We start from the raw sequence: 19,001 nt of genomic DNA on the forward strand, positions 1-19,001 counted from the left end.
GCCTCCTGCCGCTGAGAAGGAGGGCGCAACTATTCATGCCGAAAACTTCGGCGCTGCCAAAGAGAGAGGACAGGAGGAAGTATGGACGACCAGTTTACCATCCATATCGAAAAGATGCATAAGACCCATGACAATTTGATGTCGGAGCTTGCGACGATCCGGGCGGGACGCGCGAATCCCCACGTTCTGGACCGGATCACAGTGGATTATTACGGCACGCAGACACCGCTTCAGCAGGTCGGAAATATCTCTGTGCCGGAGGCCCGCATGCTCCAGATTCAGCCCTGGGACAAGGGCATGCTGAAGGAGATCGAGAAGGCCATCAATCTCTCGGATCTCGGCATCAACCCGACCAATGACGGAAATACCATCCGCCTTGTCTTCCCGGAGCTCACAGAGGAGAGAAGAAGGGAGCTCACAAAGGAGGTCAAAAAGAAGGGGGAGGCCGCGAAGGTCGCAATCCGGAATATAAGGAGGGACGCGATGGAGCTCGCAAAGAAGCTCGAGAAGAACTCCGAGATCACAGAGGATGATCTGAGCCGCCAGACAAAGGATATCCAGGATCTGACCGATCATATGATAGAGAAGATCGACCGCTCGGTGGAGGCGAAGAATAAGGAACTGATGACGGTATGAGGGAGCAAAGAGAAGGAGAGGAGCCGGCTCATATCGCGATTATCCTGGACGGAAACGGCCGCTGGGCGAAGCAAAGAGGCCTGCCGAGAGCCATGGGGCATAAGAGGGGCTGCGAGACGCTGGAGCGCATCGTGGAGGACTGTGCGAGGCTCGGCATCTCCTATCTCACGGTCTACGGCTTTTCCACAGAGAACTGGAAGCGCCCCCCCGAGGAGGTTGCAGCTCTCATGCAGCTTTTTCGCATCTATATGAAGAAGCTGATCAAGGTCGCAAATGAGAACAATGTCCGCGCGAGGATGATCGGGAGCCGGGAGGGCTTCGCCCGGGATATCCGGGAGGGCATAGAGGATCTGGAGCGGGAGACTGCGAAAAACACGGGGATGTGCTTTGTCTTTGCCGTGAACTACGGTTCACGGGACGAAATTATCCGCGCCGTCAAAAAATACACGATACAGGCGCTCTCCGAGGGAAGGAGCCGGGAGGAGATCGAGAGCCTCACAGAAGATGACTTTTCCCGTCTTCTGGACACAGCGGGAATGCCGGATCCGGATCTTGTGATCCGGACCTCGGGAGAATTCCGCCTCTCAAACTATCTCCTCTGGCAGTGCGCCTATTCGGAATACTATATCAGTCCGGTCCTGTGGCCGGATTTTGACAAAGAGGAGCTTTTCCGCGCGATCGACAGCTTTCGGAAGAGGGAGCGGAGGTTTGGCGGAAGGCCGGAGGGCTCCTCCTCTTCCCATGCCCGGGGCGATGGAAGGGAGGGAGAAGGCAATGTCTGATTCTGCACTGGATGACCTGAGACAGCCTCAGAATGAAAAGAGAAAGAGCTCGTTCATGAAAAGACTGCTGAGCGGCGCGGCGCTTCTGCTCCTCGCGTTCCTGTTTATTCCTCTGGGCGGGCTTCCGCTTTTTCTCCTGACGCTTGCCCTTTCCCTTCTGGGGCTCTTTGAGCTCTACCGGGCCTTTTCTCTGGAAAGGACGGCACTGGGAGGCCTCGGCTGTCTCGCCCTTCTCCTTTCCTATCTGCTCCTCTACCTCGGGAGGGAGGAGCTCCTTCCGATGCTTCTCATCCTAAGTCTTATGGCGATGCTCTCCCTCTATGTGCTCTCCTATCCGAAATACCACATCGATTCCGTCTCGGAGTGCTTCTTCGGTCTCGTCTATGCGGGACTTATGATGAGCTACCTCTACCGGACCAGAATGCTGCCGGATGGGAAGATTCTCTCCTGGCTGATCCTGCTCTCAAGCTGGGGGACGGATACCTTCGCCTACTGCGCGGGGATGCTCTTTGGGCGCACCAAGATGACTCCCGTCCTCAGTCCGAAAAAGACTGTGGAGGGAGCGATCGGCGGGGTGATCGGGGCCTCGGCCCTGGGCTTTTTCTATGCGCTTCTTTTCCGGCGCTACTTCACGGCGGTGGAACGGCCGGAGATCATCTCCGCCGTCTCCTCCGCGGCCGCCTCGCTGATCTCCATGGCGGGGGATCTCGCGGCCTCCGGCATCAAGAGAGACCGGGGAATCAAGGACTACGGAAGGCTGATCCCCGGGCACGGCGGAATTTTGGACCGCTTCGATTCCATGCTGTTTACCGCACCGACGGTCTACTACGCGCTTCGCTTTCTGAGCTTTTAAGGAGATGTCTGCCGGGATGAGAAAAAGAGAGAAAGAGAGGGACATGGGAGAAAGAGGATGAGAAATATCGTGATACTGGGATCCAGCGGATCCATCGGGAGGCAGGCAGTCGATGTCATAGCGAGGGACCCGGAGCTTCGGATCTCCGGCCTTGCAGTCCGCTCCTCCATTTCCCTTCTCCGGGAGCAGACGGAGCGCTTCCGCCCGGAGGCGGTCTGCGTTTTTGAGCGGGAGGCGGCCGAGAGATTTTCCTCCTTCGGCCTTCCTGTCCGCGTACTCAGCGGCATGGAGGGGCTCATCGAGCTCTCGGAGATGGAGGACTTTGATGATCTCCTGGTCTCTTTGGTGGGGATGATCGGTATTGAGCCCACGATCGCAGCGATACGGAAGAGGAAGAGGATCCTCCTCGCAAACAAGGAGACTCTGGTCTGCGCGGGGCATCTCATCATGCCGCTTCTAAAGGAATGCCGCACGGAGCTTCGGCCGATCGATTCCGAGCACTCTGCGATCTGGCAGTCCTTAATGGGAGAGGATCCGGAGTCTTTGGAGAGGATTTTGCTCACGGCGAGCGGCGGACCCTTCCGCGGGCTGAAGAGAGAGGAGCTTAAAAATAAGACAAAGGAGGATGCATTGAAGCATCCGAACTGGTCCATGGGACGGAAGATCACGGTTGACTCCGCGACACTGATCAATAAGGGACTGGAATTTATCGAGGCAAAGTGGCTTTTTTCCGTGCCGCCGGAGAAGATCACGGTTTTGATCCAGCCGGAGAGCATCATCCATTCCGCGGTTCAATTCAAGGACGGCTCCGTGAAGGCCCAGCTCGGCGCTGCGGATATGAGGATCCCGATCGAATACGCGCTCTATGCGCCGTCCCGGCGCTTTCTTCCGGCGGCGAGGCTGGATTTCGCCGCTCTTTCCTGTCTCCACTTTGAGAGACCGGACACGGAGACCTTCCGGGGGCTTTTTTGGGGAATAGAGGCGGGAAAGAGGGGAGGATCCCTTCCGACGATCTACAACGCCGCAAATGAAGAGGCGGTCGCGAGCTTTCTCAGAGGAGAAATCGGCTTTCTCAGGATCGCGGAGCTTGTGGAAGAGGCGATGCGCGCCCACGAGGAAGGCTATCTTCCCAATCCCGATCTTTCGGAGATCCTGGAGGCGGAGAGATGGGCGAGGGAATTTGTCAGAAAAAGGAAAGAGGGTAGAGCTTGAGTATTATCGTTGCGATTCTTGCGTTGGGGTTTTTGATCTTTTTCCATGAGCTCGGACATTTTCTTATGGCGAAGGCCTGCGGCGTCGGCGTATTGGAGTTCTCTGTCGGCATGGGCCCGAGGCTTATCTCCCGGGTCTTTCGAAATACAAGGTACAGCCTTAAGCTTCTGCCCTTCGGGGGCTCCTGCGCGATGCTCGGAGAGGACAGCGCGGGCTCCGGGGATTTCAGCACTGCGGAAGGGGAGATCATCGAGGAAGAAAGGGAAGAGGAGGACCCCTGGATTGACTTCGACGGAGTCCGCTACCGGGAATCCGAGCTTTCCCGGAGAAGCTTCCAGAATCGCCCCGGCTGGCAGCGCTTTCTGATCTGCTTTGGCGGTGTTTTTCATAACCTCCTCCTCGCCTTCCTCCTCGCTCTCTTTGTCGTCCACTTCAGCGGTATGGACAGGCCGGTCATCAATGCCGCGCAGCCCGGTTCCTCCGCGGAGAGCGCGGGCTTTGAGAGAGGAGATCTTCTGAGCGGCATATCGCTGGACGGGAAACGCTTCCGAAGGATTGAAACCTTCCGGGAGCTCTATCTTTGGCTCTATCTTCATTCGGATTCCATAAAGGAGAATTCCGTCCTGGAGCTCCGCTGCCAAAGGAACGGACAGGAGGAGAGGATGAAGTTCAGCCCCTGGTATGATAAGGAGAGCGGGAAATACCGCCTGGGCCTGGAATTCTCCGGAAAGAGAGTCCGGCCGGAGACGGTCGGAGATTCCCTCCTCTATGCCTATCAGGAGCTTCGCTACAATGTCGTCGTGGTCTTCGACAGTCTTCAGCTTCTCTTTCGCGGAAGGATCCGGAGGAATGAGCTCATGGGACCGGTGGGGACCGTGACCGTGATCGGGGATACGGTGGAGCAGTCCACCCGCTATGGACTCTTCAATGCCTTCCTCGTCCTCTTAAATCTCTGCATCATGCTGAGCGCGAATCTCGCCGTCATGAACCTCCTTCCGATACCGGCTCTCGACGGGGGAAGGCTCCTTTTTATCCTTTTGGAAATGATCAGCAGGAAGAGGCTCAATCCGAAAGTCGAGGAGACGATCAATCGGATCGGCATGATCGTTCTCCTCCTTCTGATGGCGCTGATCTTCTTAAATGACATAGTAAACCTCTTTAACGGAGCCTACCGAAATATCGGCTGACTTCGGAAGGGGAGCAGCTTCTCCCTTTTTGTGAAAAATATTTCGGAGGGAAAAGGGAAAGAAAAGGGGAGCGGAAGAGCTTTTCCGGAAGAAGGCAAAGAAGATAGAGCAAAGGGGAGGAGCAAAGCGGTGACGGCGAGAGAAAAAACGAAGGTGATCCGGATCGGGAATCTAAAAATCGGCGGGGGGAACCCGATCGCCATTCAGTCCATGTGCAATACAAAGACAGAGGATGTGCATGGGAGCATCGAGCAGATCCGAAGACTGGAGAGAGCGGGCTGTCAGATCGTCCGCCTCACTGTACCGGACCGGGAGGCGGCGCTCGCCTTCGGAGAGATCCGAAGGGAGGTCTCTCTCCCCCTCGTAGCGGATATCCACTTCGACTACCGGATGGCGATTCTTGCGATGGAAGAGGGGGCGGATAAGATCCGCATCAATCCCGGAAATATCGGAGGAGAGGAAAAGGTGCGCGCGGTCGTCGACTGCGCAAAGGACAGAGGGATCCCGATCCGGGTGGGGGTGAATTCCGGCTCCCTCGAAAAAAGATTCCTTGAGAAGTACGGGGGCCGTGTGACGGCGGAGGGACTTGTGGATTCCGCGCTGGATAAGCTCAGCCTTATAGAGAGCATGGGCTATGACAAGCTTGTGGTCTCCATCAAATCCTCGGATGTTCTCATCGCAGAACGGGCACATATCCTGATCTCCGAGCGGACAGACTATCCTGTCCATGTCGGAATCACCGAGGCCGGGACGCTCTGGTCGGGGAATATCAAGTCCGCCGTCGGTCTCGGCATGATCCTTTCCAGGGGGATCGGGGACACCGTGCGGGTGAGCCTGTCCGCGGATCCCGTGGAGGAGGTGAAATCCGCAAAGCTGATCCTCCGAACGCTCGGACTGAGAAAGAGCGGTGTCACGGTGGTCTCCTGCCCGACCTGCGGGCGGACCAACATTGACCTCATCCGTCTTGCGGGGGAGGTCGAGAGCATGGCGGAGGAATTTGAGGAGAAGGATCTCAAGGTAGCCGTCATGGGCTGCGTCGTGAACGGACCCGGGGAGGCACGGGAAGCGGATATCGGAATCGCGGGCGGAAAGGGCTATGGGATTTTGTTCCGGCACGGAGAGATCCTTCGGAAGGTCCCGGAGGCGGAGCTTCTTGCGGCGCTCCGGAGGGAGATGGAGAGACTTTGAGAAATGAAACGCTTTTTTGAGGTTTTTGAGGAGCTGGAGCTCTCCGGAGAGGCCGAGGGCCTGTTTCAGGATGTGCTGGTCCGCCGCGTCACCTTTTCCCGGGACAGATCCCTTCTTCGGATCTATATCGAAAGCCCGCATCTCATCGAAAAGGAGCGGGTGAGAGAGGCGGAGCAGGCGATCCGAAGGCAGCTTTTTCCGGGGAAAAGGATCGAGGTCCGAATCATGGAGCGCTTTCGCCTCTCCGCCCAGTACACATCCCGCGCTCTCTACAGCCTCTATTCAGGCTCCATTCTCTCGGAGCTAAAGGACTATGACATCCTTCTATACAATATGCTTTGCAGCGGAAGAATCTCCTGGGAGGATGAGGAAACGCTGAGACTCAGCGTTCCGGCCCTCTCCCTCTATCTCCGCTCCGAGAAGCGACTCCGCTATATCTTGGATAAGCTTTTCTCCGAGCGCTGCGGCCTTCCCTTTCGCCTGCTCCTCTCCTATGAGGAGAAAGAAGAGAGAGAGGAGAAGGAGAGAGAAAAAGACAGGAAGGAGCAAGGAAAAGAGCTACCCTATCTTCCTCCGGAAAACATGCCAAAAGGCGCGTCTCAAAAGACGGATTCCCGCCCGGAGAAGTCTCAGAGTACTTCTCCTCGTTCGAGAAGGCCTGAGCTTCCCGAAAAGAAAGCGCCTTCCTCTCGGATCCTCCCCGGAGAGGGCGGAAAGGGGGAGTACAGCGCCTCCTCATCGGACGGCCTGCGAAAGGGAAGGAAATTTCCTTTTAAGCGCTCCGAATCCGAGGATGTTCTCTATGGGAGAGATTTCTCGGAGCAGCCGACTCCGATGTCGGAGCTTAGGGAGGAGAGCGGGATGGTCGTGCTCTGCGGACGCATCTTCACGGTCGAGGAGCGCAGCACAAAAAGCGGAAAGACCATACTGAGCTTTCGCTTTACGGATGAAACGGATTCCATCGCCTCCAAAATCTTTGTGGAAGAGGAGGATCTCCCGGAGGCGCGGGCCTTTTTACAGGTCGGAAAGGGAATCCTCGCAAAAGGGATGATCGAGTACGACAGCTTTGACCGGGAGCTTGAGCTCTCCCATCTAAGCGGCATCAAAAAGTACGAGTTTCAGAAAAAGAAGCGGACGGACAGCGCGAAGGAGAAGAGGGTAGAGCTCCATCTCCACACGAAGATGTCCGATATGGACGGCGTATCCGATGTGAACGACTACATCGATACGGCGCTTTCCTTTGGCATGGATGCGATGGCGATCACGGATCACGGCGTCGTGCAGGCCTTTCCGGATGCGGCCTCCCATCTGAAAAAGCTCGGGAAGGAAAGGGATTTTAAGCTGATTTACGGCCTGGAGGGTTATTTGGTCGACGATCTTAAGACCATAGTGCAGAGGGACAGAGGGCAGGAGCTCTTTTCGGAGACTGTCGTCTTCGATATTGAGACCACGGGCTTCCATCCGCAGACGGATAAAATCATAGAGATCGGCGCGGTGAAGCTCAGAGAGGGAAAGATCTGCGATCGGATGGATGTCTTCGTGAATCCCGAAATTCCGATCCCCTTTCGGATCACGCAGCTCACTTCCATCGACGACTCCATGGTGATCGGAGAGAGGACGATCGAGGAGCTTCTCCCGGAATTCCTCTCCTTCTGCGGGGACGCTGTGATTGTTGCGCACAATGCGGACTTTGACACGGGCTTTATCCGCGAAAACGCAAGGCGCCTGGGTCTTTCCTATGATCCCACTGTCGTGGACACAGTGGGACTTTCGCGTCTCCTCCTTCCGAAGCTGAACCGCTTTAAGCTCGACACCGTCGCAAAGGAGCTCGGAATCAGCCTTTTGAATCATCACCGGGCGGTGGATGATGCCGAGGCGACGGCGGAGATCTATCAAAAGGAGCTTTCTCTCCTCAGAGAGCGCGGTGTCAAAAAACTGTCGGAGATCGACAGTCTCCTCTTTGATTATGAGGCCAATGTGCGGAAGCTCCCGAGCTTTCACTGCATCCTTCTCGCTAAAAATGATATCGGCCGCATCAACCTCTACCGCCTGATCTCGGAATCGCATCTTAAGTATTTCCGGAAAAATCCGAAGATCCCGAAATCCCTTTTGAAAAGGTACAGGGAGGGGCTGATTCTGGGATCGGCCTGCGCAGCGGGGGAGCTCTTTCAGGCGATCCTCAGGGGGGCGGAGGAGGAGCAGCTTCTCTCCATCGCATCCTTCTACGATTATCTGGAAATTCAGCCCCTGGGAAACAATGCCTTTATGCTGGGCTCTGATCGCTACTCCGCAAAAAGCCGGGAGGATCTCATCGCCTATAACCGGAAGATTCTCTCTCTCGGGGAGCAGCTTGGGAAGCCGGTCTGTGCGACCTGTGACTGCCACTATATCGAGCCGGAGGACGATATCTACCGAAGGATCATCATGGCGGGGCGGGGCTTCGAAGAGGAGGAGAGCGATGCCTCCCTCTATTTTCGGAATACGGAGGAGATGCTCTCGGAATTTTCGTATCTGGAGCCGAACAAGGCGAAGGAGGTCGTAATTGAAAATCCGAAAAGGATCGCGGATATGTGTGAATTCATAGAGCCGGTCCGCCCGGACAAGTGTCCTCCCGTGATCCCGGACTCCGACGCGGAGCTTCGGAGAATCTGCTCCGAGACCGCCCATAAGATGTATGGTCCCAGCCTTCCGAGGATCGTGGAGGAGAGGCTTGAGACAGAGCTTCGATCCATCATCTCAAACGGCTACTCCGTCCTCTACATCATTGCGCAAAGGCTCGTCGACAAGTCCAATGAGGACGGCTATCTCGTCGGGTCCCGGGGCTCCGTCGGCTCCTCCTTTGCCGCGACGATGGCGCATATCACGGAGGTAAACCCGCTTCCTCCGCATTATGTCTGCCCGGACTGCTACTGGAGTGACTTCGACTCCCCGGAGGTAAAGGCCTTCTCCGGGATGGCGGGCTGTGACATGCCCAAGAAAAAGTGCCCGCACTGCGGTGCAGAGCTGAACCGCTGGGGCTTCGACATCCCCTTTGAGACCTTCCTCGGCTTTAACGGAGACAAGGAGCCGGATATCGATCTGAACTTCTCCGGGGAGTACCAGGCGAAGGCGCACGCCTATACCGGAGAGATCTTCGGAGAGGGACATACCTTTAAGGCGGGGACCATAGGCACTTTAGCCGACAAGACAGCCTACGGCATGGTGAAGAAATATTATGAGGAGCGAAATCTCATAAAGCGGGGGGCGGAGATCGAGAGGATGGTCCAGGGCTGCGTCGGCGTGAGAAGGACGACGGGGCAGCACCCGGGGGGCATCGTCGTCCTCCCCCACGGGGAGGAGATCAATACCTTCACTCCGGTGCAGCACCCCGCAAATGATCTTGGCTCCCCCATCATCACCACGCATTTTGACTACCATAAGATCGACCATAACCTCCTAAAGCTCGATATCCTGGGGCACGATGATCCCACGATGATCCGAAAGCTCCAGGATTTGACCGGGATCGACCCGGTGAAGGATATCCCGCTGGATTCTCCGGAGGTCATGAGCCTCTTCCGATCCACGGAGGCGCTCAGGATCCGCCCCGAGGACATCCAGGGCGTGCGGCTCGGCTGCCTCGGCATCCCGGAGTTCGGGACCTCCTTCGCGATGCAGATGGTGGAGGACACAAAGCCGAGGTATTTCTCGGATCTCATCCGGATCTCCGGCCTCTCCCACGGGACGGATGTCTACCTGAATAATGCCCAGGATCTGATTCTGGAGGGTGTCACGACACTGCAGGATGCGATCTGCTGCCGGGATGATATTATGGTCTACCTCATGCACAGGGGCATGGACCCCGGGGAGAGCTTCTCCATCATGGAGGCCACGAGGAAGCATAAGCCCCTGAAGGAGGAGTGGTGCAGTGACATGCTAAAGCGCGGTGTCCCCCAGTGGTATATCGACGCCTGCAAAAAGATCAAATACATGTTTCCGAAGGCGCACGCCGCGGCCTATGTCATGATGGCCTGGAGAGTGGCCTACTGCAAGGTCTTCTACCCGAGGGAATACTACGCCGCCTACTACTCGATCCGGGCGGACGGCTTCGACTACGACAAGATGTGCTTTGGTCTTGACAAGCTCCGCTATTATATCAAGCTCTACCAGGAGATCGAGCGTCCCACGGCGACGGAGTCCGTCTGCCTCCGGGATATGAAGATCTGCGAGGAAATGTACGCAAGGGGGATCGAGTTCGCGCCGATCGATATCTATCGGGCAAGGGCAAAGGACTTCCAGATCACGGGGGACGGGAAAATCATGCCGAGCTTTAACTGTATGGCGGGACTCGGGGAGGCCGTGGCGCTCGGGATCGAGGAGGGGGCCAGGAAGGGGGCCTTTCTCTCGAAGGACGACTTTTTAAACCGCACCCATTGTCCGAGGGCCTTCGCGGATAAATTCTCGGAGCTCGGTCTCCTCGGAGATATCCCAAGCTCCAACCAACTCTCCATTTTTGATTTAAAGATATGATGCCGGGCACTTGATAAAAGCGCTTCCCTGTTTTATCATAAGTAAAAGTCATGAAAGGGGGAAGCGATATGAGAAGAGTTTATAATTTCAGCGCAGGGCCCGCGATGCTCCCGGAGGAGGTCCTCCGGGAGGCCTCGGAGGAGATGCTGGACTACCGGGGGCATGGGATGTCCGTCATGGAGATGAGCCACCGATCCTCGATGTTTCGCGAGATTATAGAGCAGGCGGAGAGGGATCTGAGGGAGCTCATGGATATCCCCGAAAGCTACCGCGTTCTCTTCATCCAGGGGGGCGGCCATGTGCAGTTCGCCATGGCGGCTTTGAATCTCATGGTTCATCGGAAGGCCGAGTATATCGTGAGCGGGCAGTGGGCCAAAAAGGCCCTCTCGGAGGCGAAGCGCTATGGGGATGCGAGGGCCGTCGCATCCAGTGAGGACAAATGCTACAGCTATATCCCGGACTGCAGCGACCTTCCGATTCGGGAGGATGCCGATTACCTCTATTACTGCATGAACAATACGATCTACGGGACGGCCTTTCACAGCATCCCGGACGGAAAGGGTAAGATCCTCGTCTCCGATATCTCCTCCTGCTTCCTCTCGGAGCCTCTCGATGTCCGTCCCTTCGGGCTTCTCTTTGGCGGAGTCCAGAAAAATGTGGGGCCGGCCGGGATGGCGATCGCGATTATCCGGGAGGAGCTCATCGGGAAAGCGCTCCCGGAGACTCCGACGATGCTCGATTACAAAACCTACAGTGAGAGCGCTTCTCTCTACAATACTCCCCCCTGCTACAATATCTACATCTGCGGCAAGGTCTTTCAGTGGCTGAAAAAGCAGGGCGGCCTTTCCGCCATGAGGGAGATCAATGTGGAAAAGGCGAAGCTCCTCTATGATTTTCTGGATCAGAGCCGCCTCTTCCGTAATCCCGTGACGAAAAAAGACCGCTCCATCATGAATGTGACCTTTGTGACGGGGGATCCGGAACTCGACGAGAAATTCGTGAAGGAGGCAAAGGCGGAGGGACTTGAGAATCTGAAGGGACACCGGACGGTCGGCGGAATGAGGGCGAGCATCTATAATGCGATGCCCAGGGCCGGAGTGGAAAAGCTGATCCGCTTTATGAGAGATTTTGAAGAGAGGGAGAGAAGAGCATGAGATATCTGAACTGCCTGAATCCGATTTCAAAGCGAGGCACGGACAGCCTGAGCGAAAGCTACGCTCTCACGGAGGAGCTGGATCGGGCGGACGGCGTTCTCGTCCGATCCAAGGACATGAAGGAGCTCGTACTTCCAAAGCGGGTGCTCGCCGTCGCAAGGGCGGGCGCCGGTGTGAACAATATCCCACTGGAGCGCTATGCAGAAGAGGGAGTCGTCGTCTTCAATACGCCGGGCGCAAATGCGAACAGCGTGAAGGAGCTCGTGCTCTGCGCCCTCGTCATGGCATCCCGAAATGTCCTTTCCGCCGCGAACTGGCTCCGCACCCTCTCCCCCGAAGAGGAGATCCAAAAGGCCGCGGAGCAGGGGAAAAAGAAATTCGTCGGCTCGGAAATCCGCGGGAAGAGTCTCGGAGTGATCGGGCTTGGCGCGATCGGAGCGGAGGTCGCAAATGCCGCCTCCTCCCTCGGGATGATCGTCTACGGCTATGATCCCTACCTCTCTGTAAACGGCGCGTGGCGGCTCTCCCGGGAGATCCGCCATGCCTCCTCCCTCGCGGAGCTCTGCGAAAAATCGGACTTCATCTCGCTCCATGTCCCCCTCACGGAGAAAAATCCCGGCCTGATCGGGGAGAAGGAGATCCGCTCCATGAAAGACGGTGTGATTCTTCTGAATTTCTCCCGGGATAAGCTCGTGGATGAGCGAGCGATGGACAGAGCTCTCGGGGAGGGAAAGGTCCGCTGCTATTTCTCGGACTTTGCAAACCCCGTCTCCATGGGGATGGAGCACGCCGTCATCACCCCTCATCTTGGCGCCTCTACGGAGGAGGCGGAGGAGAACTGCGCTGTGATGGCGGTCAAGGAGCTCATGGACTATATCGACAACGGAAACATCCGAAACTCCGTAAACTATCCGGACTGCGACATGGGGATCTGCCAGAGCAGGGAGCGGATCGCGCTCCTCCATAAAAATATCCCGAATATGCTGGGACAGATCACCGCCGTACTCGCAAGGAGAGAGATCAATATCGAGAACATGCTAAACAGAGGACGGGGCGGCTTCGCCTACACACTTCTCGATCTCGGAAAGCCCGTGGAGGAGAGCGATGTGAGAGAGCTCGAGGCCATAGAGGGGATCATCCGCTTCCGCCTCGTCTCGGAGAATAAAGGGGCATAGCGAAGGGAGGAAAGCATGGCGGTTCTGAGAGCATTTCGCGCCGTCCGCCCGAGGGCGGAGCTCGCGGAAAGGGTCGCGGCGCTCCCCTACGATGTCTATACCTCGGAGGAGGCCAGGAGAGAGGTCTCCGGGCGCCCTCTGTCCTTTTTAAATATTGATCGCCCGGAGACACAGCTTCCTCCGGGAGCCGGGATCTACTCCGACGATGCCTATGAAAAAGCGAGGGAGCTTTTTCAAAAGGAGAGGAGGGAGGGCGTCTTTTTGCAGGAGGAGAGGCCCGTCCTCTATCTCTACGAGGAGACGGTGGTATCGGGCGAGCTCTTCCCCCTCATGCCCTTCCACAGCCAGACCGGAATCGTGGGCTTATCCTCGGTGGACGACTATCTCTTTGGACGGATCCGAAGGCATGAAAATACCAGAAGAGAAAAAGAGGAGGACAGGGTCCGGCATATCCGTGCCTGTAGGGCGCAGACCGGTCCGATCTTCCTCTGCTTTCGGGAGAGCGAAGAGCTCAGGCTTCTCTTTTCGGAGTGGAAGAAGAGAAGTCCTCTTTTCGACTTTGTATCGGAAGACGGCATACGACACCGCGTCTACCGCCTGGATCGGGAGGAGGAGATCCGGGCGGCGGAGGAGGCCTTCTCTCCTATCGAAAGAAGCTATATCGCGGACGGACATCACCGTGCGGCGAGCGCCGTCAGGGTCTCGGAGGAGATGCGGAGGGAGCAGCCGGACTACAGCGGGAGAGAAGAGTTCAACTTCTTTCTCTCCGTCCTTTTTCCCGAAGAGGAGCTTCGCATCCTCCCCTATAACCGGCTTCTCGGAGATCTCTCCGGCATGGATGAAGCTGCCTTTCTCCGCGCGCTCTCCCCGTTCTTTTCCCTCGAGAGATCGGAAAAGGGGGCGGTCCTTCCCGCTTCGAGAGGAGATTTCGGCCTTTTCCTTCCGGGGGGCTGGTATCGGCTTCGCGCGAGGGAGGAGCTTCGGGGAAAAGATCCCGTACACAGTCTGGACGTCTCCTTTTTACAGGATTTTGTCTTCGACAAAATCCTCGGGATCAAGGATCCCGGAGTGAGCAAAAGACTTCGCTTTGTCGGAGGGATCCGGGGTGCGGGAGAGCTCGAGGAAGCGGTAAAGAGCGGGGAGATGGCCGCCGCCTTTACGCTCTTTCCGACCTCTATGGAAGAGCTCCTTTGTGTGGCAGACGCAGAGCTTCTCATGCCGCCGAAATCCACCTGGTTTGAGCCGAAGCTTCGGAGCGGGCTCTTTATTCACGATATCTCCGGAAAGGAAGAAGCATGAAAACGATCGCATTTATCGGTTTCGGCCTGATCGGCGGCTCTATCGCAAAGGGACTTCGGAAAAGGGATCCGGAGCTTCGGATCATGGCCTTCTCGAAAAATCGCTCGGAGCTTGAGCTCTCCCAGGAGGAGGGGATCTTGAATCTCATCCTGGATCGGCCGGACGCAGAGCCTATCGCGGACTGTGATTTTGTCTTTCTCTGCGCCCCGGTCCGGGATAACGTGCTTCTCCTGGAGAAGCTGGCTCCTCTTTTAAAGGAGGGGGCGGTCCTCACGGATGTCGGGTCCACGAAGACGGAGATCTGCGAGAGGGCGATAGCGCTTCAGCTTTCCCACTGCTTCATCGGGGGGCATCCCATGGCGGGCTCGGAGCAGAGCGGCTACCGCGCGAGCACGGACTACCTCTTCTCCAATGCCTACTATATCCTCTGCCCGATCTCGGAGGATCATCCTGAGCTCAGCGAAAAGCTCTCTAAGCTCAGCTCTCTCCTCTCCGCCATTCCGATCCTCTCCGACTTCCGGGAGCACGACCGGGCGGTTGCGGCGGTCTCCCATCTTCCGCATCTGATCGCGAGCTCCCTTGTGAATCTTGTGAGAGAGTCCGATGATGAGAAAAAGCTCATGATGCGGATTGCCGCCGGGGGATTTCGGGATGTTACGAGAATCGCATCCTCAAGTCCGCCGCTCTGGGAGCAGATCTGCGAGAGCAATGCCGGGCCTCTCTCCGAAGTCCTGGACCGCTATATCCTTTCGCTCTCCGCACTCTCTCTCCATCTTAAGGGGGAGAGGAGGGAGCTCTCACTCCTTTCACTCTTTGAGAGCTCCCGCAGCTATCGGGATGCTCTGAGCTCGCAAAACCGCGGGGCTCTGAGTCCGGATTACAGCTTTTCCGTCGATATCGAGGATGAGGTCGGAGCGATCTCCACGATTTCCGTGATCCTGGCCTCGAAGGGGATTTCCATCAAAAATATCGGGATCAACAATGCGAGGGACCACGGCGAGGGAGCGCTCCGGATCTCCTTCTATGAGGAGGAGGCTATGGAGAAGGCTCTTACTGTACTCGAACGATATCGCTATGACCTGAGAAAATAATCGGATTATCTGACGGAATCGGATCATCTGACGGGAAAAGATTCGAAAAGACCCCAGAGGGAAAAAACAGTATTGTATCTGCAGATATGTTAGCTTATACTAACCATATCGGAGCTCCGAAGTATATTCGGAATCCCCGTTTTGTCTCCGCTCTGTTTTATCCCATGGGGTCTTTTGGCATCGCTTTTTTATTTATCGGCCTTTTTTCGGCCAGGCGGCAGGGACTTAAGCCTTTGTTCCTGCTTTGTACTCGATTATCCCCGGATTTTGGGTGTTGACAGGCAGCGGATGAGGAAGCTGTATCGACTATGGAGCCTGCCGCGGCTGCGGCGGATCGGGGGATCGTATGTTTGATGTCTATAAGAAGCTGCTGCATTATGTGCCGCGGGAGCGCTATCTTGCTTATCTCGCGCTTTTCTTTTCCGCCCTCTCCTCGTTCTTTACCGTGGGAGGATATTTTTATCTGAACCGTTTTCTGGAAAGGCTGATCCTTCAAAAGGACGGCTCCGGGGCGGGGAGCGCGGCCCTTCTCATCGCCGGGATGCTCGCGCTCGCTTCCCTGATCTATGTGACAGCAGTGCTTATAAGCCATGTGCTCGGCTTTCGCCTGGAGACCAATCTCCGAAAGAGGGGCATCGACGGACTGACGGATGCGAGCTTCCGCTTCTTCGATCTGACTCCCTCCGGGAAGACGCGGAAGATCATCGATGACAATGCCGCACAGACGCATATGATCGTAGCGCATCTGATCCCGGACAATACGGGCGCTCTCATCACGCCTCTCCTCCTTCTCTTTCTCGCCTATCTCATCAGCCCAAGACTTGGGATCACGCTCACACTTGTCTTTCTCCTCTCTCTGCTTCTCCTCTATCTCATGATGGGGAATAAGAACTTCATGGAGATCTACCAAAGCTCTTTGGAAAAGCTCAGCGCGGAAACGGTGGAATATGTGCGGGGAATCCAGGTCATCAAGATCTTCGGCGCCGATCTGGACTCCTTTAAGAGCCTGAGCAGGGCGATTCAGGACTATGCCCGCTACGCCTACGAGTATTCGAAGAGCTGCAAAAAGCCCTACGTTCTCTTTCAGCTTATTTTCTTCGGCCTCGTCCTCTTCCTGATCCCTCCGATCTCGCTCTTCATCGCCCCCTCTTCCGATGCGGGAAGGCTCGCGTCGGAGCTCATCATGCTCTTCTTCCTCGGAGGGACGCTCTTTAACAGCATCATGAAGATCATGTATGTCTCCCAGCACGCCTTCGAGGGAAAATACGCCGTGAACCGCCTGGAGGAGCTCTATGCTTCCATGCAAAGGGACAAGATCTCCTTCGGAAGCGAGGAGAGCTTCCCGCACTGCGATATCGACTTTGAGGAGGTGGACTTCTCCTATCTCGAGGGAAGGCCGGTGCTTGAGAAGCTGAGCTTCCATCTTCCGGAGAAGAAGATCTATGCCCTCTTAGGGGACTCGGGGAGCGGGAAATCCACGATTGTGAAGCTGATCTCCGGCTTTTATAAGATAAACGGCGGATGCATCCGGATCGGAGGACGTCCCATCGAGAGCTACTCCGAGAGGGCCCTTTCCGAAAATATCAGCTTCGTCTTCCAGGACGCCCGCCTCTTCAAGATGAGCATCTATGACAATGTGAGCCTCGCCAGGCGGGATGCGAAGAGGGAGGAGGTTATGGAGGCCCTGCACCTTGCGGGCTGCGACAGCATCCTGGACAAATTCAGGGAGCGGGAGAACACTCTGATCGGGTCTAAGGGTGTCTATCTCTCCGGGGGAGAGAAGCAGCGGATCAGCATCGCGAGGGCGATCCTTAAGAAAAGCCGCATTGTCATCCTGGACGAGGCGAGCGCCGCCGTGGATCCGGAGAATGAGCATGAGCTACAGCTGGCTTTTTCCCATCTCATGAAGGGGAGGACCGTCATTATGATCGCCCACCGGCTGAGCAGCATCCGAAATGTCGATGAAATCCTCGTGCTGGAAAAGGGAAGGATCATCGAGCGGGGGAGTGATGAAGCTCTTATGGCAAAAGACAGCCGTTACCGGAGGCTGCAGGAGCTCTATGGCAGAGCCAATGAATGGAGGGTAGAGGGATGAAAAAGTATCTGCAGCATAAATTCGCCCTGACAGAGCAGGGCGCAGAGGGCCTTATCCGGGCGAGCATTGCCTGCTTTTTCGGCTATCTCCTGAATATGATTCCGGCCATGATTTTAATGCTTTTCCTTCAGGGACTTCTCTTTACGGGACTCCGCGGAAGTGCGTTCTACCTGCTTCTCTCTGTCCTCGTCCTTCTCCTCATGGCCTTTCAGCTCGGATTGGAGTATGACTCCCTCTTCAATGAGACCTATCGGGAGAGCGCGAATCTTCGGATCGAGATCGCAAAGAGACTCACAAAGCTCCCTCTGTCCTACTTTTCAAAGCATGATCTCTCGGATCTTTCGCAGACGATCATGAGCGATGTGACGGCGATTGAGCACGCGATGAGCCATGCGATGGCGAGGACGATCGGATTTTTCCTCTTCTTCCCCTTGGTCTCCGTCCTCCTTCTCGCGGGGAATTTTCGCCTGGGGCTCGCCGTCATTATTCCCGTCCTCGCGGATCTTCTCCTGATTCGCCTTTCCCGGGGGATACAGGTCAGCGGCGCGCGGAAATATTATGAACAATTAAGGGAGAATTCCGAGAAATTCCAGGAGACGATCGAGATGCAGCAGGAGCTTCGGAGTCTGGGGCTTTCCCTGGAAAAAAGAGCCGAGCTCTACCGGACGATGGAGGAGAGCGAGCGGCTTCATATCCGAACGGAGCTGATGCAGGCGGTTCCGGTGACGCTCTCGGGACTTCTCATGCAGCTGGCTCTCCCCGCGGTCATCCTGACGGGAACCGCTCTTTATCTCTCGGGGGAGATCAGTATCCTCTACCTCATCGGCTATATCCTCGCAGCGATGAAGATAAAAGAGGGGATGGACGGACTCTCCATGTTCAGTGCAGAGCTTTTCTACCTGAATGCGCGGGTGCAGAGAATCGATGCGATACGGCAGACGAAGCTCCAGGGGGGAGAGGAGCACGAGCTGAAAAGCTGTACGATCGATCTGGAAAAGGTCGCCTTCTCCTATAATGATGAGACGCCGGTATTGAGAAGTGTCTCCTTCTCCGCAAGGCAGGGAGAGGTGACAGCCCTGGTCGGCCGGAGCGGCTGCGGAAAGACCAGCATTCTCCGGGTGGTATCCCGGCTCTATGACTATGAGAAGGGCAGCATCCGGATCGACGGAAGGGATATCCGGGAAATCTCCACGGACTCCCTCTTTCGGAAGGTCTCGATCGTCTTTCAGGATGTGACGCTTTTTAACAGCTCCATCCTGGAAAATATCCGGATCGGACGGAAGGACGCCTCGGATGAGGAGGTGATGGAGGCCGCCCGCCTCGCAAACTGCACGGACTTCATCGAAAGACTGCCGGATGGGATTCACAGCATTATTGGAGAGAACGGCGCCTCTCTCTCCGGAGGAGAGCGGCAGAGGATCTCGATCGCGAGAGCCTTTCTTAAAAATGCTCCGATCCTCATTCTGGATGAAATCGCAGCCTCTCTCGATGTGGAAAACGAGGAAAAGATCCAGGAGAGCCTGAACAGCCTGATCCGGGGGAGAACAGTGCTCATCATCTCTCACCGCCTGAAATCCGTCGAAAACGTGGACAAGATCGTGGTCATCGAAGAGGGAAGGACGGAGGCGGAGGGAAGCCATGAGGAACTCTTAAAGAGCTCCAGGAGCTATCAAAAGCTTGTGGAAAATGCCGCGCTTGCGGAGAGCTTCCGCTATTAGAAAAGCCCCCAAAGCGTATAAATACGCCATATAAATCTTGTATTCTCCTATCTGTTTTAGTACAATAGGCATAGTTTAATGAGCTCGACGACAGGAGGGAAAGAG

13 protein-coding genes are annotated in these 19,001 nt (G+C 56.2%); all 13 read left to right on the forward strand.

Annotated features, from left to right (window positions below; translation table 11 throughout):
• Window positions 1–81 precede the first annotated feature (81 nt).
• The 13 genes from frr to HMPREF1986_RS08415 all read left to right on the forward strand — a co-directional run bounded on the left by frr (window position 82) and on the right by HMPREF1986_RS08415 (window position 18,896).
• Window positions 82–636 (forward strand): ribosome recycling factor, encoded by a 555-nt coding sequence (gene frr / locus HMPREF1986_RS08355; protein ID WP_009214751.1) that lies wholly within the window; start codon window positions 82–84, stop codon window positions 634–636.
• Window positions 633–1,418, forward strand: coding sequence for an isoprenyl transferase (locus tag HMPREF1986_RS08360; protein ID WP_021774395.1), 786 nt, complete (start codon window positions 633–635; stop codon window positions 1,416–1,418). The genes frr and HMPREF1986_RS08360 overlap by 4 nt, the downstream gene beginning before the upstream one ends.
• Window positions 1,411–2,271 carry a phosphatidate cytidylyltransferase gene (locus HMPREF1986_RS08365; protein ID WP_330365144.1) on the forward strand — a complete coding sequence of 287 codons (861 nt, stop codon included), beginning with the start codon at window positions 1,411–1,413 and terminating at the stop codon, window positions 2,269–2,271. Before HMPREF1986_RS08360 ends, HMPREF1986_RS08365 begins: the two co-directional genes overlap by 8 nt.
• Window positions 2,272–2,328: 57 nt before the next feature.
• Window positions 2,329–3,483, forward strand: a complete 1,155-nt coding sequence (gene dxr / locus HMPREF1986_RS08370) for a 1-deoxy-D-xylulose-5-phosphate reductoisomerase (RefSeq protein WP_021774397.1) — start codon at window positions 2,329–2,331, stop codon at window positions 3,481–3,483.
• Complete coding sequence (locus tag HMPREF1986_RS08375) at window positions 3,480–4,670, forward strand: M50 family metallopeptidase (RefSeq protein ID WP_021774398.1); 1,191 nt, start codon at window positions 3,480–3,482, stop codon at window positions 4,668–4,670. The genes dxr and HMPREF1986_RS08375 overlap by 4 nt, the downstream gene beginning before the upstream one ends.
• A 129-nt stretch (window positions 4,671–4,799) precedes the next feature.
• Complete coding sequence (ispG, locus tag HMPREF1986_RS08380) at window positions 4,800–5,858, forward strand: flavodoxin-dependent (E)-4-hydroxy-3-methylbut-2-enyl-diphosphate synthase (protein ID WP_036599996.1); 1,059 nt, start codon at window positions 4,800–4,802, stop codon at window positions 5,856–5,858.
• A 3-nt stretch (window positions 5,859–5,861) separates the two neighbouring features.
• The gene (locus HMPREF1986_RS08385) at window positions 5,862–10,364 is read left to right on the forward strand and encodes a PolC-type DNA polymerase III (RefSeq protein WP_021774400.1); all 4,503 of its coding nucleotides are present in this window, start codon (window positions 5,862–5,864) and stop codon (window positions 10,362–10,364) included.
• Window positions 10,365–10,432: 68 nt separating this feature from the next.
• Window positions 10,433–11,518 (forward strand): 3-phosphoserine/phosphohydroxythreonine transaminase, encoded by a 1,086-nt coding sequence (gene serC, locus HMPREF1986_RS08390; RefSeq protein WP_036599848.1) that lies wholly within the window; start codon window positions 10,433–10,435, stop codon window positions 11,516–11,518.
• Window positions 11,515–12,693: a phosphoglycerate dehydrogenase gene (locus tag HMPREF1986_RS08395; protein WP_021774402.1), complete on the forward strand. Its 1,179-nt coding sequence runs from the start codon at window positions 11,515–11,517 to the stop codon at window positions 12,691–12,693. Before serC ends, HMPREF1986_RS08395 begins: the two co-directional genes overlap by 4 nt.
• A gap of 15 nt (window positions 12,694–12,708) precedes the next feature.
• Window positions 12,709–13,992 (forward strand): DUF1015 domain-containing protein, encoded by a 1,284-nt coding sequence (locus tag HMPREF1986_RS08400; RefSeq protein WP_021774403.1) that lies wholly within the window; start codon window positions 12,709–12,711, stop codon window positions 13,990–13,992.
• Window positions 13,989–15,083, forward strand: a complete 1,095-nt coding sequence (locus HMPREF1986_RS08405; protein WP_021774404.1) for a prephenate dehydrogenase/arogenate dehydrogenase family protein — start codon at window positions 13,989–13,991, stop codon at window positions 15,081–15,083. The genes HMPREF1986_RS08400 and HMPREF1986_RS08405 overlap by 4 nt, the downstream gene beginning before the upstream one ends.
• 346 nt (window positions 15,084–15,429) lie before the next feature.
• Complete coding sequence (locus HMPREF1986_RS08410; RefSeq protein ID WP_021774406.1) at window positions 15,430–17,178, forward strand: ABC transporter ATP-binding protein; 1,749 nt, start codon at window positions 15,430–15,432, stop codon at window positions 17,176–17,178.
• Window positions 17,175–18,896 carry an ABC transporter ATP-binding protein gene (locus HMPREF1986_RS08415; RefSeq protein WP_021774407.1) on the forward strand — a complete coding sequence of 574 codons (1,722 nt, stop codon included), beginning with the start codon at window positions 17,175–17,177 and terminating at the stop codon, window positions 18,894–18,896. Before HMPREF1986_RS08410 ends, HMPREF1986_RS08415 begins: the two co-directional genes overlap by 4 nt.
• Window positions 18,897–19,001 lie beyond the last annotated feature (105 nt).

The sequence above is a fragment of the Oribacterium sp. oral taxon 078 str. F0263 genome, assembly GCF_000469565.1.
Lineage (GTDB): Bacteria > Bacillota > Clostridia > Lachnospirales > Lachnospiraceae > Oribacterium.